Consider the following 25,090-nt stretch of genomic DNA (forward strand, 5'->3'; position numbering starts at 1 on the left):
ATCTTTCTCAGTGCGTCGAAGAAGGTTTTATATGCTGCAACCAGCGTTTTTCAGCCTTACGGAACAGGCTAATCAGAACATAAGAGATAATTAAATAGAGCACCGCCGCAATGCCAAATGCGGTAAACGGCTGATAGGTCGCGGAGTTAATATCGCGCGCGATTTTAAGCAGATCCGGCACCGTCGCGGTAAAGGCAAGCGCGGTCGAGTGCAGCATCAAAATCACTTCGTTACTGTACGCCGGTAACGCGATACGCAAGGCCGACGGCAGAATGATGCAGCGGTAGAGTTTCACCGACGAGAAGCCGTAGGCCCGCGCGGCTTCAATCTCACCGTAAGGGACAGAGCGAATTGCCCCCGCGAAAATCTCGGTGGTGTAGGCGCAGGTGTTGAGCGTCAACGCCAGCACCGTACAGTTCAGACCGCTGCGGAAGAACGCATTCAGCATCTCAGTGCCTTTTACGATCTCAAGCGTGTACATCCCCGAGTAGAACACCAGCAACTGCACGTACAGCGGCGTACCGCGAAACACGTAGGTGAAGAGCCAGATCGGGAACTGGATGAATTTATTGTTCGACACGCGGCCAATGGCGAGAAACACCGCCAGAATGCCGCCCATCACTACGGAGGAGATCAGCAGCCAGAGCGTAATCGCCACGCCGGTAAAGCGGTAGCCATCCGTCCACAGCAGCGATTTCCAGTATTCCTGAATAATCTCAATCACAGGTCAGCCCTCTTCACACCCACGGAGTAGCGACGCTCGAGCAGAAGCAGCACACCATTGGAGACGGTCGTAAAGACCAGATAAATCACGCCACAGACCACCGCAAAGTAGAACGGCTCCCAGGTACTCTTGCCCGCCAGTTGAGTCGCTTTCACGACGTCTTCCAGACCGAGCAGCGAGACCAGCGCTGTCGCTTTGAGGATAACCTGCCAGTTGTTGCCGATGCCCGGTAGCGCATAACGCATCATGGCCGGGAACATAATCCGACGAAACGTTTGTGATGAGGTAAAACCAAATGCGGTTGCCGCCTCAATGTGACCTTTCGGCACGGCCATGTAAGCACCGCGGAAGGTTTCGGTGAAGTAGGCGCCGTAGATAAAACCGAGGGTAATAATACCGGCCACCATTGGGTCGATATCAATTTGTCCCATGCCCATCGCGTCCGTCACGCTGTTCAGCGCAATCTGCAGACCGTAAAAGATAAGCAGCATCAGCACCAGATCGGGAACGCCGCGAATAAGCGTGGTGTAGCCTTCAAAGATTAGCGCCAGCGGTTTGTTAGCCGAAAGCTTCGCCCCTGCGCCTGCCAGACCTATCAGCACCGCCAGCACCACGGAGCTGATAGCCAGCTCAAGGGTGACAAGCGCGCCCTGTAAAATAACGCCAGAAAATCCGTACAGCATACCGCGAGCCCTGTCGTATCGTGAGTGGTGGAACCGTGTCTTTTCCCCTCCCGCCGTGGGAGGGGCCGCACGTTATATGACGGGGCGATTAGCCGCCGTAAACATTAAAATCAAAGTACTTTTTCGCCAGCTTGTCGTAGGTGCCGTCAGCGCGCATTTCAGCAAAGGCTTTGTTCAGCGCCTCACGCAGTTCGTTGTCTTCTTTGCGCAGGCCCATACCGGTGCCCACACCAAACAGCTTAACGTCCTTAATGGACGGGCCACCAAACTTGTAATCTTTACCGACCGGCGTTTTCAGGAAGCCTTCGCTGGCCGCGACTTCATCCTGGAATGCGGCATCAATTCGGCCTGCCGTCAGGTCAGCGTAGATATTTTCCTGGCCCTGATAGGAGACAATTTCAATCCCCTTCGGTGCCCAGTGTTCGTTACCGTAGGTTTCCTGGGTAGTGCCCTGCAGCACGCCCACGCGTTTACCCTTCAGCGACTCCAGCGTTGGCTGAATATCAGACGATTTCGCCACCACCAGACGTGAATCGGCCGCGTAGAGTTTGTCGGTGAAGGCAATCTCCTGCTGGCGTTTTTCGGTGATGGAGAGGGAGGACATGATCACGTCGATTTTTTTCGCTTTCAGGGAAGGGATCAGCGCATCCAGCGGGTTCTCAACGTAGGTACACTGTGCTTTGATGCGTTTGCACAGCTCATTTGCCAGATCGATGTCAAAACCGACCAGTTCACCCTTTGAATTCTTCGATTCGAACGGCGCATAGGTAGGGTCGGTACCAATTCGAATTTTCTGCGGAATAGCTGCGAATGCCGCGGTGGCGCTGGAAAAGGCCAGTACCAGTGATAATGACAACACGAGTTTTTTCATATTTGTCCTCAACAAACTGTCTTCATACGGGATTTTTACGACGACGGGGTGGTGCTAATGTGCCATTAATCCCCTCAGTCAGGCAAAGATTAATGCCTTTCAGGCGGGAATTTTTGCATTATAAATGCGTAAGTATGCACAAAGCGATCCAATACGGTGCAACACATGCACCGTATTGGGTCAACCACTTCCGTAACGCACCGTTACGGTGCGTTACCGCCAGGTGTTATTCACCGTATACGTTGAAGTCGAAGTATTTCTTCGCCAGTTTGTCGTAAGTACCGTCTTTACGCAGCTCCGCAAAGGCTTTGTCAAAGGCGGCTTTCAGCTCGGTATCATCCTTACGCAGGCCAATCCCGGTGCCGTCACCAAAGTACTTTTTGTCTTTCACCGACGGGCCTGCAAACGCGAATTCTTTGCCCGCAGGCTGCTTCAGGAAGCCTTCGCTCGCGGCGACTTCATCCTGGAATGCCGCATCCAGACGGCCTGCCGCCAGGTCAGAGTAAATCAGATCCTGGTTCTGATAAGCCACCACGTCTACGCCCTTCTCACGCCAGTTAGCATTGGCATAGCCTTCCTGCGTCGAGCCCTGAAGCACGCCGACGTGTTTGCCTTTCAGCGAGTCGATGGTGGGCTTAATCGGGGAGCCTTTAGGCGCAATCAGGCGAGAATCCGCGGCGTAGAGCTTGTCAGAGAAGGCAATCTCCTGCTGGCGTTTTTCGGTGATGGAGAGAGAAGAGATAATGGCGTCGATTTTCTTGGCTTTCAGCGACGGGATTAACGCGTCAAAGTCGCTGCCCACCCATGTGCATTTCACCGCAATACGCTTGCACATTTCATTACCCAGATCGATATCAAACCCCACGAAATCGCCTTTCGCATCCTTGGAAGAGAATGGCGCGTAGGTTGCGTCTGTACCGATACGTACTGTCTGTGGAAGCGCTGCGTAGCTACCTGCTGCCGCACTTAACCCCACGAGTAAAGACAGAGCCAGAACCGTCTTCTTCATACATTTACCCTCAAGTACCGTGATTTTATTATGTATTGTGTTGTGTGTTGTGTTGCAGGCTTCATCTTGCAGGTCTTATGCCACATTGCCGTCTGGTCAAAACTTCGACGTTAAATATGTTAATAAAACGTTGCGATATTGCCTTAATGGTGAAAGATAGCAGGTCTGCCGAACGAACCGGAGAGAGAAAAAGGGAAAAAACGAATTAAATGTCGAGGATATGATCGCCGTTGCATAATTGCCCTGAAACAGGGCAACTTGTCTTTTCATGCACCAGGTTTGTGCACAGATTCAGGCACCCTGCCAGCGGGTGAAGAGATCGTCGGGCAGGTCGATGTCAAACTGATCGAGCACCCGGTTAACCGTCTGATTGATGACGTCGTCCAGCGTTTGCGGGCGATGGTAGAACGCGGGTACCGGCGGCATGATGACCGCGCCCAGCTCCGCAGCCTGCGTCATTAAGCGCAGATGGCCCAGGTGCAGCGGCGTTTCCCGCACGCACAGCACCAGAGGACGCCGCTCCTTCAGCACCACATCCGCCGCGCGCGTCACCAGGGTGTCCGTATAGCTATTCACAATGCCGGAGAGCGTTTTAATTGAACAGGGCAGGATAACCATGCCGGCTGTTTTAAACGAGCCTGAGGAGATGCTGGCAGCGATATCACGGGCATCGTGAACGACATCCGCCAGCGCCTGAACATCGCGCAGGGAGAGATCGGTTTCCAGAGAGAGGGTCTGCCGCGCCGCCTGGCTCATCACCAGATGGGTTTCGACGTCCACCACGTTACGCAGAACCTGTAACAAACGTACGCCGTAAATCGCGCCGCTGGCGCCGCTGAGCCCAACTATGAGTCGTTTCATGATTTTCGCCCTTACTGATTTCAGGGCAGACTGTGCAGGATTTTCCGGGGAGTTGCAAGTGAGGGCATACGCCCTCACTTGCCAGAGCATCAACCTTCGTTGTGCATCTCTAAGCTTTCAAGATCGTTCTGCAGCTGGACGGCTTTGGCGTCGTCGTTGCGCAGTGAATCAAGATAGTCGAGGTACTGCTGGTCAACGTCTTTGGTCACGTAAATACCGTTGAACACGGAGCATTCAAACTGCTGAATTTCCGGATTCTCGGCACGTACCGCGTCGATGAGATCGTTCAGGTCCTGGAAAATCAGGCCATCAGCGCCGATGATCTGGCGAATTTCATCCACTTCACGGCCATGAGCGATCAGCTCGTTGGCGGTTGGCATATCAATACCGTACACGTTCGGGAAGCGAATCTCCGGCGCAGCAGAGGCCAGATAGACTTTCTTCGCACCCGCTTCGCGCGCCATCTCGATAATCTGCTCAGAGGTGGTGCCACGAACAATGGAGTCATCCACCAGCAGAACGTTCTTATCGCGGAATTCCGCGCGGTTGGCGTTCAGCTTGCGGCGCACGGACTTACGACGCAGATGCTGCCCCGGCATGATAAACGTGCGGCCAACGTAGCGGTTCTTCACGAAGCCCTGACGGTATGGCTTATCCAGAATGCGGGCAATCTCCAGCGCAATATCGCAGGAAGTTTCAGGGATAGGAATCACCACGTCGATGTCCAGATCGTCCCACTCGCGGGCAATCTTCTCGCCGAGCTTCGTGCCCATATTGACGCGCGCGCTGTAGACGGAAATCTTGTCGATGAACGAATCCGGACGGGCAAAGTAAACGTATTCAAACAGGCACGGGTTGCTGACCGGGTTGTCGGCACACTGGCGGGTAAACAGCTGGCCCTTCTCGGTGATGTAGACCGCTTCGCCCGGCGCCACGTCGCGCAGGAATTCAAAGCCCAGGGTGTCCAGCGCCACGCTCTCAGAGGCAACCATATATTCGGTACGGCCATCGCCGAGGTCGCGCTTGCCGAGCACCAGCGGACGAATGCCGTTTGGATCGCGGAAGGCCACCATACCGTGACCGATGATCATCGCCACGCAGGCGTACGCGCCGCGGATCTGACGGTTTGTCGCGGCAATCGCGGCAAAAATGTTGTCTGCTTCCAGCGGATAGTGACGGAAGTTATCCAACTCGCTGGCGAACACATTGAGCAGGATTTCAGAATCAGAGGTGGTGTTAATGTGGCGACGTTTCTCTTCGAACAGCTTTTTACGCAGTTCATGCGCGTTGGTCAGGTTGCCGTTATGAGCAAGGGTGATGCCATACGGTGAGTTGACGTAGAAAGGCTGTGCCTCAGAGGCGCTGGAACTGCCAGCAGTAGGATAACGAACGTGACCGATCCCCATATTACCTTGCAGACGCTGCATATGGCGGGCTTCAAACACATCGTTTACCAGGCCATTCGCCTTGCGTAAACGGAAGCAGTTGTTTGCATCAATGGTGATGATACCCGCAGCATCCTGCCCACGGTGCTGAAGCACCGTTAACGCGTCATAAATCGACTGGTTTACCGGCATGAAACCGGCGATACCGACAATACCGCACATTCGTCTTTTCCTCGTTAAGCCACATCTCAGGGTTTATGCCCTGGGCAAAAAACTCGACGAGCTTTGCAGATAGTCAAAGAACCATCTGATGATGAAGCTGAACTCTGGAATGAGCTGCGATTTCTGCCAGTCTTCACTTTTGGAGAACCCGGTGAAGGTATCCAGGAAGAACAGGATCGCGGCCACAATCAGCACGCCTCGTAATGCCCCGAAACAGATCCCGAGCACCCTGTCCGTTCCTGACAGACCGGTTTTCTCGACCAGCTGACCTATCACGTAATTCACGATAGCGCCGACAATCAGCGTTGCGATAAACAGCACCGCGATAGCGATTCCATTTCGGACCAGTTCATCTTCAAAGCCCGTGAACCAGACAGACAGGTAAGTGTAGTAATGACTGGCGACAAAGAAAGCACAACCCCAGGTCACCAGCGATAACGCTTCACGAACAAAGCCACGGATCAGGCTAACCAGACAGGAAAAACCAATCACCGCAATGATGGCGTAATCAATCCAGACCATATGTGTCCCACGATTTAACGCCCTGTCATCCAGTTCGGGGCGAATTCTAACAGAAAAAGAAAACGTTTGCGTAGGGATTTCCTTCCCGCGCGTAAATAAAAAAGGCGCTGAAAAAATGTTCAACGCCGTGGCTTATCGCCTCTCTCTTAAAGGAGCAGGTCGTACTTAGTTTGCGCTGTAGCCCATCACCACACCGCTCAGGCCGGAGATCTGCTTCAGCTCACCCAGCGACCCTTTCAGTTTGTCTTTAGACGCTTCTGGCCCCACGAGGATACGCGTAATTTTACCCTGCACCGGCGTGGAAGGTGAAGTGTAAACACGATATCCCGCACTGCGCAGTTTGCTTACGACCTCGTTGACTTTATCGGCATTTTTCAGCGCACCGAGCTGCACCACGTAGGCTTTACCCGTTGGGGCAGCAGCGTCCTGCTGCGTCGGTTTTGCTGGCGGAGGCGTCTCTGACGCCGCGGCGAGCTGTTCTGCCGCTTTATCACGCTGCGGTTTCGGCTGCGGCTTCTCAACCGGCTTCGGTTTTTCAACCGGCTTAGGCTGCTCGACCGGCACAGGATCGATATCGCTGTTGCTCGTGGCCGCCAGGCGAGACGGGTCGAGCGACGGTGCGGCGGCATCACCCGCGCGCACCTCTTCCGCCGCGCCTTCCGGTGGCTGAGCAGGCAGCGCCTGCGTCGCCGCAGGCAGCATATCCGGCTCATCGCGGTCACCCGGTTTCGGCACCAGCGGAATCGCGGCAAACTCATCCTGATAATGCTTTTTCTGCCCGTCGAGCAGCCCGGGAAGAATAATCACCCCGAGCGCGACCAGCACAATGGTTCCTGTTAAACGGTTCTGAAACTTACTCGCCACCGGTTCTCCCCGCGTCCATCACTTCCATGACATGTGCCACCGTGTGGAATGAACCACACACCAGCACGGTATCTTCTGGTTTAGCATCCGCCATCGCGGCATGCCAGGCCTGCGCCACGCTACTGTAGATTGCGCCTTTGCCGAGATGTTCCATCAGCTGCTCAGCCGTCGCGCCGCGAGGCCCCTCCAGAGGAGCACAATACCAGCTATCGACCACACTCTCCATGCAGGCCAGCGTCCCGCCGATATCTTTATCATGAAGCATACCGATAACCGCCAGCACGCGCCCGGTTTTTGGTAACGATTTGAGACGTCCCGCGAGATACGCCGCAGCATGGGGGTTGTGCGCCACATCCAGAATCAGGCGCGGTGACTCGCTGACTAACTGAAAACGTCCGGGCAGAATCGCGTTTTGTATGCCCTCGCGGATCGCCTTTTCGCTGACCACGAGGCCGCTGGCGCGCAGCGCCGCCAGTGCGGTAGCTGCGTTCGGCTGCGGCACCTGGGGCAGCGGCAGGTTGTCGAGCGCCCCCTGCGCATCGCTAAAGCGCCAGCCGTTGTCCTGAACCTCATACTGCCAGTCAACACCGCGGCGCAGCAGCTGCGCGCCCTTCTCGTTCGCCACGTCAGCAATGGTATACGGCATATCCGGCTCGCCAACCACCGCGGGCTTATTTGCCCGGAAAATACCGGCCTTCTCGCGGCCGATGCTTTCACGATCGGGCCCCAGCCAGTCGACATGATCCAGCGCGATGGAAGTCACCACCGCCACGTCCGCATCCACGATATTGGTCGCATCAAGACGTCCGCCGAGACCGACCTCAAGGATCACCACATCCAGCTGCGCCTGCTTAAACAGCCACAGGGCCGACAGGGTACCGTATTCAAAATAGGTTAATGAGATCTCACCGCGCGCGGCTTCAATTTCAGCAAACGACGCCGTATGCGCGGATTCCGGCAGCTCGTGGTTCTGTACGCGAACCCGCTCGGTGTAGCGTACCAGATGTGGAGAGCTGTAAACGCCAACCCTGTAACCCGCCGCCATCAGGACGGATTCCAGCGTACGGCAGGTCGTGCCTTTACCGTTGGTTCCCGCGACGGTGAACACGAAAGGCGCCGGTTTGAGCACGTCAAGACGCGCCGCAACCTGGCTTACGCGTTCAAGCCCCATATCGATGGTTTTACTGTGCAGGTTTTCCAGATAAGAAAGCCACGCGGCCAGGGGCGACGTGGCTTGGGGAATGCTTTTATTTTCCATAATGCCCGGTTGTCATTAACAGATTAGAAAGCAAAAGGGCAGCGCCAACCGGCCCTGCCCTTTTCAGTTATCAGGCCTCGGGTTCCTGATCCGGTACCACCACGCCTTCGCGCGGTTCATCCGGGTTCGGCGCTGGCAGATTCATCAGCTTCGCCAGGATGCTCGCCAGCTTCAGGCGCATTTCCGGACGGCGGACAATCATGTCGATGGCGCCTTTCTCGATGAGGAACTCACTGCGCTGGAAGCCCGGCGGCAGTTTTTCACGAACGGTCTGCTCGATAACGCGAGGACCCGCAAAGCCGATCAGCGCTTTTGGCTCAGCGATGTTCAGATCGCCCAGCATCGCGAAGCTCGCGGAGACGCCGCCCATGGTTGGGTCGGTCAGCACGGAGATATACGGCAGACCGCGCTCCTGCATCTTCGCCAGCGCTGCAGAGGTTTTTGCCATCTGCATCAGCGACATCAGCGCTTCCTGCATGCGCGCACCGCCGGAGGCAGAGAAGCAGATCAGCGGACAGTTGTCTTCCAGCGCCTGCTCAACGGCACGCACGAAGCGCGCACCGACTACGGAGCCCATTGAGCCGCCCATAAAGGAGAACTCAAACGCAGCGGCAACAGCCGGCATCCCGTGCAGGGTGCCTTTCATGACGACCAGCGCGTCTTTCTCGCCGGTCTCTTTCTGTGCAGAGGCCAGACGATCTTTATATTTTTTGGAATCGCGGAACTTCAGCACGTCTTTTGGCTCAAGCTCGCTGCCCAGTTCTACCAGAGAACCTTCGTCCAGCAGGCTATGCAGGCGGTTGCGCGCCGACATACGCATATGGTGGTCACACTTCGGACACACCTCAAGGTTGCGCTCCAGCTCTGCGCGATACAGAACCTGGCCGCAGCTATCACACTTCGTCCATACCCCTTCAGGAATGCTCGCTTTACGCGTTGGGGTAATGTTGCTTTTAATTCGTTCAATCCAGCTCATTGATAACCTTTCTGCCTGAACCTGGTCGTATGCCAGTTTTGCTATAAGAGGCGAATAATGCCATTTTTGCCTCCAACAGACCATGAATGTTGCACATTAAAACATAACAGCCCGAAACTTTGGATAAAAAAGTGGTCGAACCGCCAGTGTGCATTTACTTCGCTTGCTTTGCCGCCGCACGTTTATGACGAATGATTTCGATAACGCCCGGCAGTACGGAAAGCACAATAATCGCTACAATCAGTAACTTAAGATTTTCCTGAACCACCGGGAGATCGCCAAACAGGTAGCCTGCATAGGTAAACAGCAGCACCCACAACAGCGCCCCCACGACGTTATACATGGCAAAATGACGATAGGACATATGCCCCATTCCCGCCACAAACGGTGCAAATGTGCGCACAATAGGCACAAAGCGCGCAAGGATAATGGTTTTTCCGCCATGGCGTTCATAAAACGCATGGGTTTTGTCTAAATAGCTGCGACGGAAAATTTTTGAATCCGGATTACTGAACAGCCGCTCACCGAATACGCGTCCAATCGTGTAGTTGACCGCATCACCGACGATGGCGGCAATCACCATCAGCACCACCATAAGATGCACGTTCAGATCGTTGGTGGGCAGCGCCGATAACGCCCCGGCAACGAAAAGCAGGGAATCCCCCGGCAGGAACGGGGTTACAACCAGCCCGGTTTCACAGAACAGAATGAGGAACAAAATAGCGTAAACCCAGACGCCATACTGCGCGACCAGCTCCGCCAGGTGAACATCAATATGCAGGATGAAATCAATTAAAAAACGAATTACGTCCATATTGTCTAAGCCCTAATTGCACCTTTGTTTAGTCCGCTAAAAACAGCGGACCCATTGGCGGTTTCGGCAGGTCAAACCGATCCGGATAGTCTACCGAGACCAGATACAACCCTTCCGCTTTCGCCGTGGCTGCCGCAAGCGTTCTGTCCTTCGCTGCCAGCAGGTCTGCAATCCAGCTCTCCGGCTGGTGTCCGGCACCCACTTCCATCAGGCTGCCCACAATATTCCGCACCATATGATGTACAAAGGCATTGGCTTTGATATCCACCACCACATACGCGCCAAAACGGCTGACGTTGATGTGCATGACGTTACGCCACGGCGTGCGGGACTGACACTGCACCGCACGAAACGAGGTAAAGTCATTCTCCCCAATCAGACACTGCGCCGCGCGATGCATACGTTCAGCATCAAGCGGTTCATAAAAATGCGTCACGCCCTGGCTTAACACCGCCGGACGCAGACGCTGATTGTAGATGACGTAGCGGTAACGGCGCGCCGTGGCGCTGAAACGCGCGTGAAAATCATCCGGCACAGCTTTCACCCAGCGCACCGCAATGTCACCAGGCAAATTCGCATTTACCCCCAGCGTCCAGGCGGCATCCTTACGCACGGCGGTGGTTTCAAAGTGAACCACCTGCCCCGTGCCGTGAACGCCTGCATCCGTACGGCCTGCGCACAGGACGTTAATCGGCTCGTTTGCCACCTGAGAGAGCGCTTTCTCCAGCTTCTCCTGGACGCTGCGCACTTCATTCTGACGCTGCCAGCCATAATATTTACTGCCATCGTACTCAATACCGAGGGCAATTTTATGAACCGGCTTTTGTTCCACGTCTGACATCAGTACAGGTACTCCTGCACCAGTTTTTCAGCGATCTTGACCGCCATCAGCGCGCCGCCGAAACGAACGTTGTCGGCAACGGACCAGAACTGGACCTGCTCCGGCATACCGTAGTCGTTACGCACGCAGCCAACGGAAAGATGCGCGCTGCCGGTGGCATCGCCCACCTGGGTCGGGAACTCGCTCTCTTCAGAGAGGACGATGTCTTCCCCGCGGCCAAACGCATCGCGCGCCTCTTCTGCCGCCAGCGGACGCAGCGCTTCAAAGCCGACCATCTGCGCGTGGCCGTAGAAGACCGGGGACTGCACGACGCTTGCGGAGATCATCAGGCCATCGTCCTGCAGAATTTTACGCACTTCATCGACGATACGACGCTCTTCGCGCACGGAGCCCTCGCGGTCCGGCAGCAGCGGCAGCATGTTGAACGCCAGCTGGCGGCCAAAGAAATCATCTTCGTCAATCGGAATGCCGTTCAGCAGCTTCGCGCTCTGCCCGGCCAGCGCGTCAACGGCCTTTTTGCCGTTTGCGGACGCGGACAGCAGGCTGGTGACGGTAATGCGCGACAGGCCGCCGTCGTCGATCAGCGGTTTCAGGGCGGTCAGCAGCTGGCTGGTCAGGCTGTTCGGTACCGCAATGACGTTACGGTTGCGGTAATCAGCCAGCACAAACGGGTTCACGTCCGGCACCACCAGCGGCACATCCGGCTCCATGGAGAACAGGCCGCTCAGGTCGATGACCAGGCAGCCTGCGTTGGTCGCCTCTTCAACGTACGCCGCAGTGGCTTCAGCGCCTGCGGCGAAAAACGCCAGCTGCGCCTGCGTCCAGTCGAACGCCGCCGCATCCTGAACCATGACGGATTTACTGTTAAAACGCAGATGCTCACCCGCGCTATCGGTACGCGCCAGCGCATAAATATCGCCCACCGGGAACTGACGCTCAGCAAGCGTTTCGAGCAGGGCTTCGCCCACGGCACCCGTGGCACCTAAAATGGCAATGTTCCAGCCTTCAGACATGGTGGTTTACTCCAGAAATAAAAAAGCGTCCCTGTCGGAGTATCCGACAGGGAGCATTAAGAAGACATTAATGCGCCGGATGATGAACGGCGTTAAACCCCAGCTTATGCAGCAGCGTCGCCGCCGAGGCGTCGTCGCACATCACATACAGGGAAGACCACTCGCGGCGCTCAACGTAGTGCTTGCGCAGCTTATCAAACTCACCCGGGATCCCCGCCACTTTACGCAGCAGCGCATCATCGCGGCGCACATCATACACCAAATGCACCAGCCTTTTCAGCGTTGCCTGATCGAGCGGGCCGTGAAGGGTAATGCGGCCAAATTCAGGCGCGGGGAGTAAGGTATCCAGCGCCACCTGCTGCGGATGACCGATAAAGGCGCTGTAGGCCTCGAAGACCTGTGTCGTGCCGCGGGCTTTCCCTTCGAGGGTATAACCGGCGATATGTGCGGTGCCCACGTCCACCTTGTTAAGCAGCTCAACGTTGAGGTCCGGCTCCGGCTCCCAGACGTCCAGCACCACGCTGAGATCTTGTCCTTCGTTCAGACACCTCAGCAGCGCGGCGTTATCGACTACCGGACCACGACAGGCATTTATCAGAATAGTGCCAGCCTTCAGACGGCGAATGAGCGCCTCATCGGCAAGATGCAGCGACTTATACGGCCCCTCTTTAAACAGCGGCGTGTGGAACGTCAGTACGTCACACTGTTCAACCAGCTCGTCCAGCGAGCGGAAATCCCCGTCATCGCCATTGTCTTTGCGCGGCGGATCGCACAGCAGCGTACGGATCCCTAACGCTTCCAGGCGCTTTTGCAGGCGCCCGCCGACGTTACCCACGCCGACAATCCCCACGGTGCGGTCTTTCAGCGCAAACCCGTCGCGCTCGGCCAGCATCAGCAGCGAGGAGAAAACGTATTCCACGACGGCAATCGCGTTACAGCCCGGCGCGGCGGAGAAACCGATTCCGGCCTGCTTCAGCCATTTATCATCCACATGATCGGTCCCTGCCGTTGCGGTCCCAACGAACTTAATCGCCTTACCGGCGAGCAACGCCTCATTTACTTTGGTCACCGAGCGCACCATCAGGGCGTCGGCGTCGTCCAGTTCGTTGACCGGGATCGGGCGACCAGGAACAGCCTTAACGTTACCCAGGCGGCTAAACAGCTCACGGGCGTAAGGCATATTTTCATCAACGAGGATTTTCACGTCTGAGTACCTGTTTGAGAGGAAGAAAACCTGCCAAGTGTGCCATAATCTGGCCGCCAGGCATATACGTCTGCCAGGTTTACGCTGAGTTTTGACTTTAAGGATTTTTGACGATGCAGCCCATTTCAGGTACGCCGCCACGCCCTCCGGGTGAAAGCCCTGTCACGCCAAACGTTGCCGGTGAACAACCGCTATCCACGCAACAGCGCACCGTGCTGGAGCGACTGATCACGCGCCTGATTGCGCTGACTTCGCAGCAAAACGCGGAAGTCTGGGCCGGGGTGAAGCATGATTTAGGCGTGAGGAACGACGCACCGCTGCAGTCGCGCCATTTCCCCGCTGCCGAGCAAAATCTGAACCAGCGTATTACGACCGCGCAGCAGAACCACACCACGCGCCAGATTGTTTCTCAGCTGACGGAGCTGCTGGGCCAGGGAAATAACCGCCAGGCGGTGAGTGATTTTATTCGCCAGCAGTATGGTCAGACCGCGCTGGGCCAGCTGACGCCCGATCAGCTCAAAACCGTGCTGACGCTGCTGCAGAACAATGAGCTGTCGATTCCGCAGCCGCAGGTACGTCCGGCGACCGAGCGTCCGCTGCTGCCCGCCGAGCACAATACGCTCAAGCAGATGGTGACCAAGCTGGCCGCGGCCACCGGCGAGCCGACGAAGCTCATCTGGCAATCCATGCTGGAGCTGTCCGGCGTGAAGGCGGGCGAGCTGATCCCGGCCAAACAGTTTACCCATCTGGTGACCTGGCTCCAGGCACGCCAGACGCTCAGCACCCAGAGCGCCCCGACTCTGCATACTGTCCAGGCCGCGCTGAAACAGCCGCTTGAACCGCACGAGTTCGAGGTGATTCGGGATTATGCCCAGCAAAACTGGCAGGCCACGCCGCAGACGGTACTGACTACCGCGCAGGTGCAGGACCTGCTCAACCAGATCTTCGTTCGCCGCGCCGAGCGCGAAGGCGGCGTGCCGGAGGTGAGAAATGTTCAGCCGATTTACAGCCCGCTGTTTGCGCCGGTCGTGGAGACCTTCAGAACCCTCTCTGCGCGTCCGGGATTGATGTTTATTGCACTGCTGATTGCGCTGGCGATTTTCTGGCTGGTTGCTTGATATTTTGCCCGGTGGCGCTGCGCTTACCGGGCCTACAACGGCTCGAACCGTAGGCCGGGTAAGGCGCAGCCGCCACCCGGCAACAAAGACTCACGTTCTGCGAAACGCCACCAGCGTCACCACGATCCCCACCACCGCGGAAACCGCACCGGCCAGGAAGACGGACGGATAGCCAAACGAGGTCGCTAACAGCCCGGCCAGCGGCCCGGTAACGCCGTATGAGATATCCTGAAACGCCGCATAGCCGCCGAGCGCCGTCCCGCGCACCTGCGGGGCCACGCGCTTCACCACTTCAACGCCCAGCGCCGGGAAGATCAGAGAACAGCCGCAGCCGGTCAGCGCCGCACCCAGCAGCGCCACGGATGCCACGGGTGCATTCCACAACAGCAGAAGACCGATGGTTTCAATGACCAGCGACGCCACCGCCACCTTCACGCCGCCGAAGCGATCCGGCATCCAGCCAAAAAGCACGCGCATCAGAACAAACGCGCCGCCAAACGCGGTAAGCGTAAAACCGGCCATCGCCCAGCCGCGGCTCATAAAATAGAGCGAGACGAACGTCCCTATTACCGCAAAACCCACGCCCTGCAGCGCCAGGCCCAGGCCCGGCTGCCAGATTTGGCCGACCACACTCCACAGGGAAGGACGTTCGCCTTTGTGCGCGGGCACCTTACGCACCGAGCCGTTAAACGCCCATGCCACCAGCGGCAGCGCCATGGTGGTGGCAGCCAGCGCCGCAAAACCAAACTGGCTGTTGATCAGCAGGCCAAGCGGTGCACCGGCGGCCAGCGCGCCGTAGATGGCCATGCCGTTCCAGGACATCACCTTGCCGGAACGTGCTGGCCCCACCAGTCCCATTCCCCAGGTCAGGGTGCCGGTCAGCAGCTGGCTTTCACCAAAGCCCAGGATTAAACGGCCCAGCACCAGCAGCGCAAATTTATACGCCGCGTCGACCGGCAGAAGTGCCGCCAGCAGCCAGGCGCCGCCCGCCAGCCCGCAGGCAAACATCCCCTGCAGCGCCGAGCGTTTTGCACCGTGCTGATCCGCCAGTCGTCCGGCATATCCGCGGGTTAATACCGTGGCTAAAAACTGAATGCCCACGGCAATGCCGACCATGGTGTTGCCATAGCCCAGCTCCTGATGAACGAACAGCGGGATCACCGGCAGCGGCAGACCAACGGTCATATAGGTCAGGAATACCGCAAAGGCGATACGGAACAGCGAGACGTTCGCTGAAGGGGTTGTTTCTGTTTGAGTTACTGCAGTCATGCTTTACTCCGAGATGAAGAGTAAGGCGGGGAAATGCCACGCCCCCTCTACCTGATTATCAGGATTAAGGTGCGTTGGTTGACGTTAAACGCTTACGCATTATCGTGAGGATAATGTTGAGTTGTGAAGTTTGCCTGTGAGATCAGCTGCTTGTCAATGCATAAAAAAAGGGAGCCTTATGGCTCCCCTTCTGAATCAAACATAAAACTTATGCTTTCAGCTTACGCATGACCAGCGTGGCGTTGGTGCCGCCGAAACCGAAGCTGTTAGACATGACGGTAGTCAGCGTCGCTTCCGTTGGTTTGGTCACGATGTTCAGGCCAGCAGCCTGCTCGTCCATCTCTTCGATATTGATGCTTGGGGCGATAAAGCCGTTTTCCAGCATCAGCAAAGAGTAGATCGCTTCCTGAACGCCAGCCGCACCCAGAGAGTGACCGGTCATGGCTTTGGTCGCAGAGATCGCCGGGCTGTTGTCGCCGAAGACTTCGCGGATCGCACCCAGCTCTTTCACATCGCCTACCGGCGTAGAGGTACCGTGAGAGTTCAGGTAGTCGATTGGGGTGTCAACGCCGTGCATCGCCATCTTCATGCAGCGCACCGCGCCTTCGCCGGATGGCGCAACCATGTCGGCGCCGTCAGACGTTGCACCGTAGCCCACGATCTCAGCATAGATGTGCGCACCACGTGCCAGGGCGTGCTCCAGCTCTTCAACCACAACCATACCGCCGCCGCCCGCGATGACGAAACCGTCACGGTGCGCATCGTAGGTACGGGAAGCTTTGTCCGGAGTCTCATTGTACTTGGTGGACAGTGCGCCCATCGCGTCGAATTCGCAGGCCATTTCCCAGCCCAGCTCTTCGCCGCCGCCAGCAAATACGATGTCCTGTTTACCCAGCTGGATCTGCTCAACAGCATTACCGATGCAGTGCGCGGAAGTCGCACACGCAGAGCTGATGGAGTAGTTCACACCGTGGATTTTGAACGGGGTCGCCAGGCATGCGGAAACCGCAGAACCCATGGCTTTAGTCACCACGTACGGACCTACCGCTTTCAGACCACGCGGGCTACGCATTGCGTCAGCACCAAATACCTGCGCTTTAGATGAGCCGCCGGAACCAGCGATCAAACCCACGCGCGGGTTGTTCTGATAAACCTCTTCGCTCAGGCCAGAATCTTTGATCGCTTCCTGCATGGAGAGATAAGCATAAATAGAGGCATCGTTCATGAAACGAACCACTTTGCGGTCAATCAAACCGGTGGTGTCCAGTTTGACGTTACCCCATACGTGGCTACGCATACCTGAATCTTTAAACTCTTCAGAGAAAGTGATCCCGGAGCGTCCTTCACGCAGAGATGCCAGGACTTCCTGCTGGTTATTACCGATGCTGGAAACAATGCCCAGGCCAGTAATCACTGCACGTTTCATTCAATACCTCTGTAAGTCGCACTATAGTAAGTTTCGAGTCGCACAATAGCGTACACTTGTACGCCGAACAAGTCCGATCAGACATTTTCTGCGGAAATTTGCACCGATGGACTCACATCGTTAAGATCGTGCCACTGCCTGTCAGACGAGTAACTTACGTGAAACAAAACGCTATACAACCCGCCAACCTCGAATTCAACGCTGAGGGTACACCTGTTTCCCGAGATTTTGATGATGTCTATTTTTCTAATGATAACGGACTCGAAGAAACTCGCTATGTTTTCCTCGACGGAAACCAGCTCAGCACCCGCTTCCCGGCGCACCCGCGGAGCCTGTTTGTGGTCGCGGAAAGTGGTTTCGGCACCGGGCTGAATTTTTTAACCCTCTGGCAGGCGTTTAACCAGTTCCACGCTGCTCACCCCGAGGCTACGCTACAAAGATTACATTTCATCAGTTTCGAAAAATTCCCGCTCACCGCGCACGATCTGCGGCTTGCCCACCAGCGCTGGCCGGAGCTTGCGCCCTGGGCGGAGCAGCTTCAGGCGCAGTGGCCGCCCCACATCGGCGGCTGTCATCGTCTGATGCTGGACGGCGGACGCGTCACGCTGGACTTATGGCTCGGCGACATCAACGACCTGACCGACAGGCTCGATGATTCGATGAATCAGAAGGTCGACGCGTGGTTCCTGGACGGTTTTGCCCCTGCCAAAAACCCGGACATGTGGAGCCAGCATCTGTTTAACGCGATGGCGCGGCTGGCTCGCCCTGGCGCAACGCTTGCCACCTTCACCTCGGCGGGCTTTGTCCGCCGTGGGCTGCAGGAGGCGGGCTTTACCATGCAGAAGACCAAAGGCTTTGGCCGCAAGCGCGACATGCTGGTCGGCAGGATGGAGCAGACGCTGGACATCCCCGCTCAGACGCCCTGGTTTGCGCGCCGCGCGAGCGCATCGCGCGACGTGGCGATCGTTGGCGGCGGGATCGCCAGCGCCCTGCTTTCGCTCGCGCTTCTCCAGCGCGGCTGGCAGGTCACGCTCTACTGTGCTGACGACGCGCCCGCCAGCGGCGCGTCCGGCAACCGTCAGGGGGCGCTCTATCCGCTTTTAAGCGCGCACGACCCGGCCCTGTTCCAGTTTTTCCCGGCAGCGTTTACCTTCGCCCGTCGCCTGTATGACGCGCTTCCGGTGGCGTTCGACCATGACTGGTGCGGCGTCACGCAGCTTGGCTGGGATGAAAAGAGCCAGCAGAAGATCGCGCAGATGCTCTCTCTGGGCCTGCCCGAAGAGATTGCCCGCGCGGTGAGCGCGCAAGAGGTTAAAGACACCGCTGGCGTGGAAACCGGGTGCGGGGGCATTCAGTATCCGCTCGGCGGCTGGCTGTGCCCGGCTGAACTGACCGCGGCGGTCATTGCCCTGGCGCAGTCGCGAGGGCTGACGGTGCAGTATGGCCACAAGGTGGAATCGCTCACCCGGACAGAACACTGGGATCTGCGTTTCGCTGATGGCAAGGAGGCGAGCCATGCCAGCGTTGTGCTGGCCAACGGGCATCACATCAGCCAGTTTATTCAGACAGCGACGTTGCCGGTTTATCCGGTCGGCGGCCAGGTGAGCCATATCCCGACCGCGCCTGCGCTCGGCAAACTGCGCCAGGTGCTGTGCTATGACGGCTATCTGACGCCGCAAAATCCCTCTAACGGCCATCACTGCATCGGGGCCAGCTATCATCGTGGCGAAACGGAGATGCACTACAGCGAGGCGGATCAGTTGCAAAACCGCCAGCGCCTGATTGACTGTTTCCCGGATGCGGCGTGGGCGCAAGAGGTCGACGTTAGCGAGGGTGACGCGCGCTGCGGCGTGCGCTGCGCCACCCGCGATCATCTGCCGATGGCGGGCAACGTGCCGGACTACGAGGCGACGCTTGCGGCCTATGAGGATCTGGCTGAACACCAGGAAACCGCGGTGGCCTCACCGGTCTATCCAGAGCTGTTTATGCTGGGCGGACTGGGTTCCCGCGGGCTGTGCTCTGCCCCGCTGCTGGCCGAAGTGTTAGCCGCGCAGATGAGCGACGAGCCGATTCCGCTGGACAGGGTTACGCTTGCGGGCCTGAATCCGAATCGATTATGGGTACGGAAACTGCTGAAGGGGAAGAAGGTTAAGTAAGGTGCGGCCTGGTGCCCTCACCCTAACCCTCTCCCACAGGGAGAGGGAAGAGAAGGCGGCGGCTTAGCGTTTAGCCTGCTGGAATAAATTGTCCCACATGCCCAGCACCAGAGACTGGTCGCGCGGAGAAAGTTCCCCGGCCTGAATGGCTTTCTCCAGACTGCGGGTCACTTCCTCATGAACAGCGTCGGCAGAGTGATCGTCACCTGCTTCCAGCTCAGCTACCGCGAGCGTCAGGTGACCACGCAGATAACCGCTGGCGAACAGCTCATCATCGCTGGCGTGTTCCACCATGTCATCAATTAACGCCAGAATGCGTGATTCAAATTCTGCGATCATCTTCTTTCCTCTGTTAAAGATCTTCCGGCCAAGGGAAGCATTCCGCCGTGATCACCGGCGTGTGGTAATAATTCTGTAAGGCCTCAATCAGGCGCGCCGGACGTTCCGGGATGCCTTTCTCAAGATAGTCCATCACCTGCGCATGCACGCGGCGCTGGAAGACGATACGGTCTGGCTCGAAGTCGCCTTCGAGGTTGTCACAGCTCACGTTGAACGGGAAACCCGCCGCGACGCAGAATAGCCATTCCAGCGCCTGCGGCTTCACTTCCACATCCTCAAACTGGCCCTGCGTTGCGGCGTCACGCCCGTCCGGGCAGTACCAGTAACCAAAGTCCACCAGCTCGCGACGCGCTTTTCCGGCGATGCACCAGTGCGAAATTTCGTGCAAACCGCTGGCGTAAAAGCCGTGCGCAAAGACGATGCGGTTATACGGAACCTCTACATCAGCAGGAAGATAGATCGGTTCGTCGTCGCCTTTAATCAGACGGGTATTAAAATCGTCAGCAAAACAGCCGTCAAAAATCTCAATCAGCTGTTCGTATTTATGCGTACTGTTCATTAATGCATCCCCAACCAGGTGAGGATCTCCTGTCCATGGCTGTCATAAAGAAGTTTGGCGCTCATTACGGCCGAGACGATGACGATCATCGGTCGAATCAGCTTTTGTCCTTTGCTTAATACCAGACGCGAACCCGCGCGCGCGCCCAGGAACTGCCCTGCCATCATGACGAATCCGGTTGCCCAGATGACCTTGCCGCCAATGATAAACAGCAGCAGGCCGCCGAGGTTCGACGTCGCGTTGAGCACTTTGGCATGAGCGGTCGACTTGGCGAGGTTAAACCCGGCCAGCGTCACGAACGCCAGCGCGTAAAACGAGCCCGCCCCCGGGCCGAAGAAACCGTCGTAAAAGCCGACGCAGCCCCCGGCAATCAGGGCAAACGGCAGACCGTGCAGACGACGCTGGCGGTCTTCCTCGCCGAGCTTCGGCATCAGCAGGAAATAAAGCCCGATGCAGATGACCAGAACCGGCAGGATCTGGCGCAAAATATCCGACTGCACGTGCTGAACCAGCAGCGCGCCCGACGTGGAACCAATAAAGGTCATCAGGATATTGAGCTTCTGGTCGGCCAGGCTCACCACCTTGCGGCGGATAAAATAGAGCGACGCTGAGAGCGAGCCGCCGCAGGCCTGCAGCTTGTTGGTGGCAAGCGCCTGCGCCGGGCTCATGCCCGCCGCCAGCAGCGCGGGTACGGTTAATAACCCACCGCCGCCCGCAAGGGCATCAATAAAACCGGCCAGCATGGCCACGAAGAACAGCACCACCAGCAGCAGCGGTGACACCATAAACAGATCGACGAAATTATCCATTAAAGTACATGCTCATCCAGTAGCGCCTGGCAGGAAGGCGGCAACGGAGGCGGTGTCTTCTTCTCAGGCTTAGAGGTTCCAGGTTTTGCCGGTTCAAACCAGCTTTGCAGTTCCGCACCGCAGCCATCGCCTGGCGGCGGAAGCGGCTGATCTTCACATTCCAGGCTGTTCGCCGGGCAGCGCAGGCGAACGTGCATGTGCGCGCGATGCTGGAACCACGGACGCACTTTGCGCAGCCAGTCGCGATCGGTTCCCTCATCGAGGCACAGCTGTTGCTTGATAGCCGGGTTGACGAAGATCCGCGTGACGTCGTTATCTTTTGCCGCCAGCTTAATCAGGCTGAAGATATCCGGCGTCCACAGTGAGGGCACAACGCGCTTACCGTCGCTCGACACCAGATCCAGCGCCTGCGGCTTCAGCAGCTGCGCTGAACTCCAGCGCGCTTTCGGCAGCTGCAGGAAGATATCCACATCCAGACCGGTCTGATGGCTGGCGTGTCCACCGTTAAAACGACCGCCAGCAGGCATCCCCATATCACCGATCAGCATCGTGCCCAGCCCCAGGTTATGCACCTGGTTGCCAAGACGCTGAATAAACAGCACCAGATCCGGATGGCCAAAGTAGCGACGCTGGTCGGTACGCATCACCTGATAGGTGTCTGATTGCAGCGGAAGTTCCTGCGCGCCAACGATACAGCCGTTGGAAAAGGCGCCGATGGACTGCGCGCTCCCCGCCACCGGGTGGGTGATTTTTTGCCATGGCGTCGCGGCCAGACTGGCTCCACTGGCCAGCAGCGCCAGCAGAGCAATTGCGGTTTTTTTCATGTTTACCAGCGTGGAATGGTGGTCGTCACATCCGCATTCTGCGCGCGCTGGCGCAGGAAGTGATCCATCAGCACGATCGCCAGCATCGCCTCTGCGATCGGCACCGCGCGGATCCCCACGCACGGATCGTGACGTCCTTTGGTGATCATCTCAACTTCTTCGCCATCGCGGTTAATCGTGTGGCCCGGCACGGTAATGCTGGAGGTTGGCTTCAGCGCGATGTTGGCAATAATCTGCTGCCCGCTGCTGATACCGCCCAGAATGCCGCCCGCGTGGTTGCTCTGGAAGCCCGCCTTCGTGATCTCGTCACGGTTCTGGCTACCGCGCAGGGATACCACGTCAAAACCGTCGCCAATCTCAACGCCCTTCACCGCGTTGATGCTCATCAGCGCGTGGGCGATGTCGGCGTCGAGACGGTCAAATACCGGCTCGCCCCAGCCTGGCGGGACGCCGTCGGCCACAACGGTCACTTTCGCCCCGATGGAGTCGCCCTCTTTTTTCAGGCCCCGCATCAGTTCGTCCAGCGCGTCCAGCTTGTCGGCATCGGCACAGAAGAACGGGTTTTGCTCGACCAGATCCCAGTCTTTGATCGCCAGCGGAATGTCGCCCATCTGGGTCAGACAGCCGCGGATAACGATGCCAAATTTCTGCTGCAGGTATTTTTTGGCAATGGCGCCCGCCGCCACGCGCATCGCGGTTTCACGCGCAGAAGAACGTCCGCCGCCGCGATAGTCGCGGAAGCCGTACTTTTGTTCGTAGGTATAGTCGGCGTGGCCCGGACGGAACACGTCTTTGATGGCGCCGTAATCCTGGGAGCGCTGATCGGTGTTTTCAATCAGCAGACCAATGCTGGTGCCTGTAGTGCGTCCTTCAAAGACGCCGGAGAGAATTTTGACCTGGTCCGGCTCGCGACGCTGCGTGGTGTAGCGAGAGGTGCCCGGACGACGACGGTCGAGGTCGTGCTGCAAATCGGCTTCGGTCAGTTCGATGCCTGGCGGTACGCCATCAACGATACAGCCCAGCGCCAGCCCGTGCGACTCGCCAAAGGTGGTCACGCGGAATACCTGTCCAATACTGTTTCCTGCCATCACGGCTCCGATGTTGTTGTTTGTGTTTGAGCGTTGTGAAACGGGCCGAAGCCCGCTGGATTAATCTTTATAGATGCTGAAGTGTTCGCGCGCGTCGAGCAGCTGCGCTTTGGTCAGCATAAAGACGCCGTCACCGCCGTTGTCGAACTCAAGCCAGGTGAACGGCACATCCGGGTACTGCTCTATCAGATGTACCATGCTGTTGCCCACTTCACAAATCAGAACGCCGTCGTCGGTCAGATAATCCGGCGCGCAGGCCAGAATGCGGCGGGTCAGCTTCAGGCCGTCAGATCCTGACGCCAGACCCAGCTCCGGCTCGTGACGGTATTCGTTCGGCAGATCGGACATGTCTTCCGCATCGACGTACGGCGGGTTAGTGACGATCAGATCGTACTGCAGCGTCGGCAGATCGCGGAACAGATCGGAGCGAATTGGCGTGACGTGATGGATCAGTCCATGCTCTTCAATGTTGTGCTCGGTCACGGCCAGCGCATCGGTGGAGATATCGACGGCATCGACTTCCGCTTCCGGGAAGGCGTAAGCGCAGGCAATGGCGATACAGCCGCTGCCGGTACACATATCCAGGATGTGCTGCGGCTGATGGCCGATCAGACCTTCAAAGTGGTTGTTAATCAGCTCACCAATCGGCGAGCGCGGCACCAGCACGCGTTCATCGACATAGAACTCGTGGCCGCAGAACCAGGCTTTGTTGGTCAGGTAGGCGACCGGGATGCGTTCGTTGACGCGGCGGATCACGCGCTCAACGATGCGGTGTTTTTCGCTGGAGGTCAGGCGCGCGGTGCGCATGTCTTCCGGAATATCCAGCGGCAGATAGAGTGATGGCAGCACCAGCTGTACGGCCTCATCCCACGGGTTGTCGGTACCGTGTCCGTACCAGATATTGGCGGCGCTGAAGCGGCTAACCGACCAGCGCAACATGTCCTGTATGGTATGCAGCTCGTTTACTGCTTCATCGACAAATATTTTATCCACTCTTTCCTCCAGGGCATGCTCGCATAATTTTCGGCGGCTAGTTTGCCATGAAGACGGCGATAAATCAGCAATGACGCGTACCGCTTGAGGTTAAAAAATGCGTTTAGTCGGGTACACTATCGGAAATACGAGATGAGAATGACGAATGAAAAAGAAAACATCCCTCAGCGAGGAGGATCAGGCGCTCTTCCGCCAGCTAATGACCGGGACGCGGAAAATCGCGCAGGACACCATCGTTCATCGCCCGCAGCGTAAAAAAATCAGCGAAGTCCCGGTCAAACGGCTGCTGCAGGAGCAGGCGGATAACAGCCACTATTTTTCAGATGAATTTCAGCCGCTGCTCAATACGCAGGGTGCGGTGAAGTACGTGCGCGAAGATGTCAGCCATTTTGAACTGAAAAAGTTACGTCGCGGAGATTATTCGCCGGAGCTGTTTCTCGATCTGCACGGTTTAACGCAGATGCAGGCAAAACAGGAGCTGGGGGCATTGATCGCCGCCTGTCGCCGCGAACATGTTTTTTGCGCCTGCGTGATGCACGGCCACGGTAAGCATATCCTCAAGCAACAGACGCCGCTGTGGCTGGCTCAGCACCCACACGTGATGGCGTTTCATCAGGCACCCAAAGAGTACGGCGGAGATGCCGCATTGCTGGTGTTGATTGAAGTGGAAGAGTGGCAGCCGCCAGAATTACCCTGACAGGACGGCGGGAGGCCTGTTTTGCGCCCCCGCACAATCACACGTCACGTCAGATGGCTTTTGCCATCCTCAGGTTGCACGGACTCATTTGCCAGTTAAAGACACCTTTACCCGTTTCGTCCAGAGACACATTGGCAATGGCGGATGTCGTGAACATCGGCGGCGTTTCGCCCGGGCACAGCTCAGATACCAGATAGCCAACCAGTGGCAGGTGGGAAATGACCAGCGCGGATGCAACACCTTCATTGCACAGCGCCTGAAGATAGGCACTGACAAGGCCTACATCGCCACAGGGGGTGAGTTCAGGAAGAACATCCACGCTGGCCGGCAGGTTCATACACTCCCCTACCACCTCCAGCGTCTGTTCAGCACGCAGGAACGGACTCACCAGAACGCGTTCGATGTCCACTTTTTGACCTTTAAGCCAGGTCGCCATCTGACGAGATTCGTCGCAGCCACACACGGTCAAAGGACGTACTGAGTCACTGGCGGCATCGAGTGCCGCGTCGCCGTGACGCATGATAAAAACTTGCATATTGCACCGCTTTTGTTAACCAGAATCACC

Annotated in this window: 26 protein-coding genes; 3 read left to right on the forward strand and 23 right to left on the reverse strand. The window is 57.3% G+C overall.

Annotated features, from left to right (window positions below; genetic code table 11):
- Positions 1-7: 7 nt before the first annotated feature.
- The 14 genes from BMW97_RS15130 to pdxB form a co-directional block, all read right to left on the reverse strand.
- Positions 8-724 (reverse strand): ABC transporter permease, encoded by a 717-nt coding sequence (locus BMW97_RS15130; protein ID WP_008502590.1) that lies wholly within the window; start codon positions 722-724, stop codon positions 8-10.
- A complete protein-coding gene (locus tag BMW97_RS15135; protein ID WP_014832782.1) occupies positions 721-1,407 on the reverse strand; it encodes a histidine ABC transporter permease HisQ in 687 nt (228 codons plus the stop codon). The genes BMW97_RS15130 and BMW97_RS15135 overlap by 4 nt, the downstream gene beginning before the upstream one ends.
- 88 nt (positions 1,408-1,495) lie before the next feature.
- Complete coding sequence (gene hisJ / locus BMW97_RS15140; RefSeq protein ID WP_008502592.1) at positions 1,496-2,278, reverse strand: histidine ABC transporter substrate-binding protein HisJ; 783 nt, start codon at positions 2,276-2,278, stop codon at positions 1,496-1,498.
- 226 nt (positions 2,279-2,504) lie between these two features.
- Entirely contained in the window at positions 2,505-3,287 is a 783-nt protein-coding gene (argT, locus tag BMW97_RS15145) for a lysine/arginine/ornithine ABC transporter substrate-binding protein ArgT (protein ID WP_023616063.1), read from the reverse strand.
- A gap of 291 nt (positions 3,288-3,578) precedes the next feature.
- On the reverse strand, positions 3,579-4,148 hold the full coding sequence (locus BMW97_RS15150) for a UbiX family flavin prenyltransferase (RefSeq protein ID WP_045908736.1): 570 nt from the start codon (positions 4,146-4,148) through the stop codon (positions 3,579-3,581).
- Positions 4,149-4,237: 89 nt separating this feature from the next.
- On the reverse strand, positions 4,238-5,755 hold the full coding sequence (gene purF / locus BMW97_RS15155) for an amidophosphoribosyltransferase (protein ID WP_021241570.1): 1,518 nt from the start codon (positions 5,753-5,755) through the stop codon (positions 4,238-4,240).
- Between the two features lie 33 nt (positions 5,756-5,788).
- The gene (gene cvpA / locus BMW97_RS15160; protein ID WP_000262116.1) at positions 5,789-6,277 is read right to left on the reverse strand and encodes a colicin V production protein; all 489 of its coding nucleotides are present in this window, start codon (positions 6,275-6,277) and stop codon (positions 5,789-5,791) included.
- Between the two features lie 165 nt (positions 6,278-6,442).
- Positions 6,443-7,141 carry a cell division protein DedD gene (gene dedD, locus BMW97_RS15165; protein ID WP_045908737.1) on the reverse strand — a complete coding sequence of 233 codons (699 nt, stop codon included), beginning with the start codon at positions 7,139-7,141 and terminating at the stop codon, positions 6,443-6,445.
- Positions 7,131-8,399, reverse strand: coding sequence for a bifunctional tetrahydrofolate synthase/dihydrofolate synthase (gene folC / locus BMW97_RS15170; RefSeq protein ID WP_045908738.1), 1,269 nt, complete (start codon positions 8,397-8,399; stop codon positions 7,131-7,133). Before folC ends, dedD begins: the two co-directional genes overlap by 11 nt.
- A 70-nt stretch (positions 8,400-8,469) precedes the next feature.
- A complete protein-coding gene (gene accD / locus BMW97_RS15175; protein WP_023312564.1) occupies positions 8,470-9,375 on the reverse strand; it encodes an acetyl-CoA carboxylase, carboxyltransferase subunit beta in 906 nt (301 codons plus the stop codon).
- Between the two features lie 154 nt (positions 9,376-9,529).
- Positions 9,530-10,189 carry a DedA family protein gene (locus BMW97_RS15180; RefSeq protein ID WP_008502599.1) on the reverse strand — a complete coding sequence of 220 codons (660 nt, stop codon included), beginning with the start codon at positions 10,187-10,189 and terminating at the stop codon, positions 9,530-9,532.
- Positions 10,190-10,217: 28 nt separating this feature from the next.
- Positions 10,218-11,030: a tRNA pseudouridine(38-40) synthase TruA gene (gene truA, locus BMW97_RS15185; protein ID WP_008502600.1), complete on the reverse strand. Its 813-nt coding sequence runs from the start codon at positions 11,028-11,030 to the stop codon at positions 10,218-10,220.
- Positions 11,030-12,043, reverse strand: a complete 1,014-nt coding sequence (locus tag BMW97_RS15190) for an aspartate-semialdehyde dehydrogenase (protein ID WP_032646629.1) — start codon at positions 12,041-12,043, stop codon at positions 11,030-11,032. The genes truA and BMW97_RS15190 overlap by 1 nt, the downstream gene beginning before the upstream one ends.
- 67 nt (positions 12,044-12,110) lie before the next feature.
- Positions 12,111-13,247, reverse strand: coding sequence for a 4-phosphoerythronate dehydrogenase PdxB (gene pdxB / locus BMW97_RS15195; protein ID WP_045908739.1), 1,137 nt, complete (start codon positions 13,245-13,247; stop codon positions 12,111-12,113).
- A 113-nt stretch (positions 13,248-13,360) separates the two neighbouring features.
- Here pdxB and flk point away from each other — a divergent pair, with 113 nt between their 5' ends.
- A complete protein-coding gene (flk, locus tag BMW97_RS15200) occupies positions 13,361-14,365 on the forward strand; it encodes a flagella biosynthesis regulator Flk (protein ID WP_045908740.1) in 1,005 nt (334 codons plus the stop codon).
- 90 nt (positions 14,366-14,455) lie between these two features.
- On the opposite strand, the gene BMW97_RS15205 is transcribed toward flk, so the two are convergent.
- Positions 14,456-15,634, reverse strand: coding sequence for an MFS transporter (locus tag BMW97_RS15205; protein ID WP_039023974.1), 1,179 nt, complete (start codon positions 15,632-15,634; stop codon positions 14,456-14,458).
- Between the two features lie 208 nt (positions 15,635-15,842).
- Positions 15,843-17,060: a beta-ketoacyl-ACP synthase I gene (gene fabB, locus BMW97_RS15210; protein WP_014832795.1), complete on the reverse strand. Its 1,218-nt coding sequence runs from the start codon at positions 17,058-17,060 to the stop codon at positions 15,843-15,845.
- A 158-nt stretch (positions 17,061-17,218) separates the two neighbouring features.
- On the opposite strand from fabB, the gene mnmC reads away from it, so the two are divergent.
- Positions 17,219-19,216: a bifunctional tRNA (5-methylaminomethyl-2-thiouridine)(34)-methyltransferase MnmC2/FAD-dependent 5-carboxymethylaminomethyl-2-thiouridine(34) oxidoreductase MnmC1 gene (mnmC, locus tag BMW97_RS15215; RefSeq protein WP_045908742.1), complete on the forward strand. Its 1,998-nt coding sequence runs from the start codon at positions 17,219-17,221 to the stop codon at positions 19,214-19,216.
- A 63-nt stretch (positions 19,217-19,279) separates the two neighbouring features.
- Here mnmC and BMW97_RS15220 read toward each other — a convergent pair whose 3' ends face one another.
- From BMW97_RS15220 to prmB, 6 genes are read right to left on the reverse strand one after another with little or no spacing between them, the layout of a single operon-like run.
- Positions 19,280-19,555 carry a YfcL family protein gene (locus BMW97_RS15220; RefSeq protein ID WP_008502607.1) on the reverse strand — a complete coding sequence of 92 codons (276 nt, stop codon included), beginning with the start codon at positions 19,553-19,555 and terminating at the stop codon, positions 19,280-19,282.
- 13 nt (positions 19,556-19,568) lie between these two features.
- Entirely contained in the window at positions 19,569-20,114 is a 546-nt protein-coding gene (locus BMW97_RS15225; protein ID WP_045908743.1) for an elongation factor P hydroxylase, read from the reverse strand.
- Entirely contained in the window at positions 20,114-20,923 is an 810-nt protein-coding gene (locus tag BMW97_RS15230; RefSeq protein WP_045908744.1) for a sulfite exporter TauE/SafE family protein, read from the reverse strand. The genes BMW97_RS15225 and BMW97_RS15230 overlap by 1 nt, the downstream gene beginning before the upstream one ends.
- Positions 20,923-21,747, reverse strand: coding sequence for a penicillin-insensitive murein endopeptidase (gene mepA / locus BMW97_RS15235; protein WP_008502610.1), 825 nt, complete (start codon positions 21,745-21,747; stop codon positions 20,923-20,925). Before mepA ends, BMW97_RS15230 begins: the two co-directional genes overlap by 1 nt.
- Before the next feature lie 2 nt (positions 21,748-21,749).
- Positions 21,750-22,835, reverse strand: coding sequence for a chorismate synthase (gene aroC, locus BMW97_RS15240; protein WP_045908745.1), 1,086 nt, complete (start codon positions 22,833-22,835; stop codon positions 21,750-21,752).
- Positions 22,836-22,895: 60 nt separating this feature from the next.
- Positions 22,896-23,828: a 50S ribosomal protein L3 N(5)-glutamine methyltransferase gene (gene prmB, locus BMW97_RS15245; protein WP_008502612.1), complete on the reverse strand. Its 933-nt coding sequence runs from the start codon at positions 23,826-23,828 to the stop codon at positions 22,896-22,898.
- Between the two features lie 145 nt (positions 23,829-23,973).
- On the opposite strand from prmB, the gene smrB reads away from it, so the two are divergent.
- Positions 23,974-24,525, forward strand: a complete 552-nt coding sequence (gene smrB, locus BMW97_RS15250; RefSeq protein WP_008502613.1) for an endonuclease SmrB — start codon at positions 23,974-23,976, stop codon at positions 24,523-24,525.
- Positions 24,526-24,574: 49 nt separating this feature from the next.
- Here smrB and sixA read toward each other — a convergent pair whose 3' ends face one another.
- Positions 24,575-25,060, reverse strand: a complete 486-nt coding sequence (sixA, locus tag BMW97_RS15255) for a phosphohistidine phosphatase SixA (protein WP_032623034.1) — start codon at positions 25,058-25,060, stop codon at positions 24,575-24,577.
- Between the last annotated feature and the right edge of the window lie 30 nt (positions 25,061-25,090).

This window comes from Enterobacter sp. NFIX58, assembly GCF_900110475.1.
In the GTDB taxonomy this organism is placed as follows: Bacteria; Pseudomonadota; Gammaproteobacteria; order Enterobacterales; family Enterobacteriaceae; genus Enterobacter; species Enterobacter quasiroggenkampii.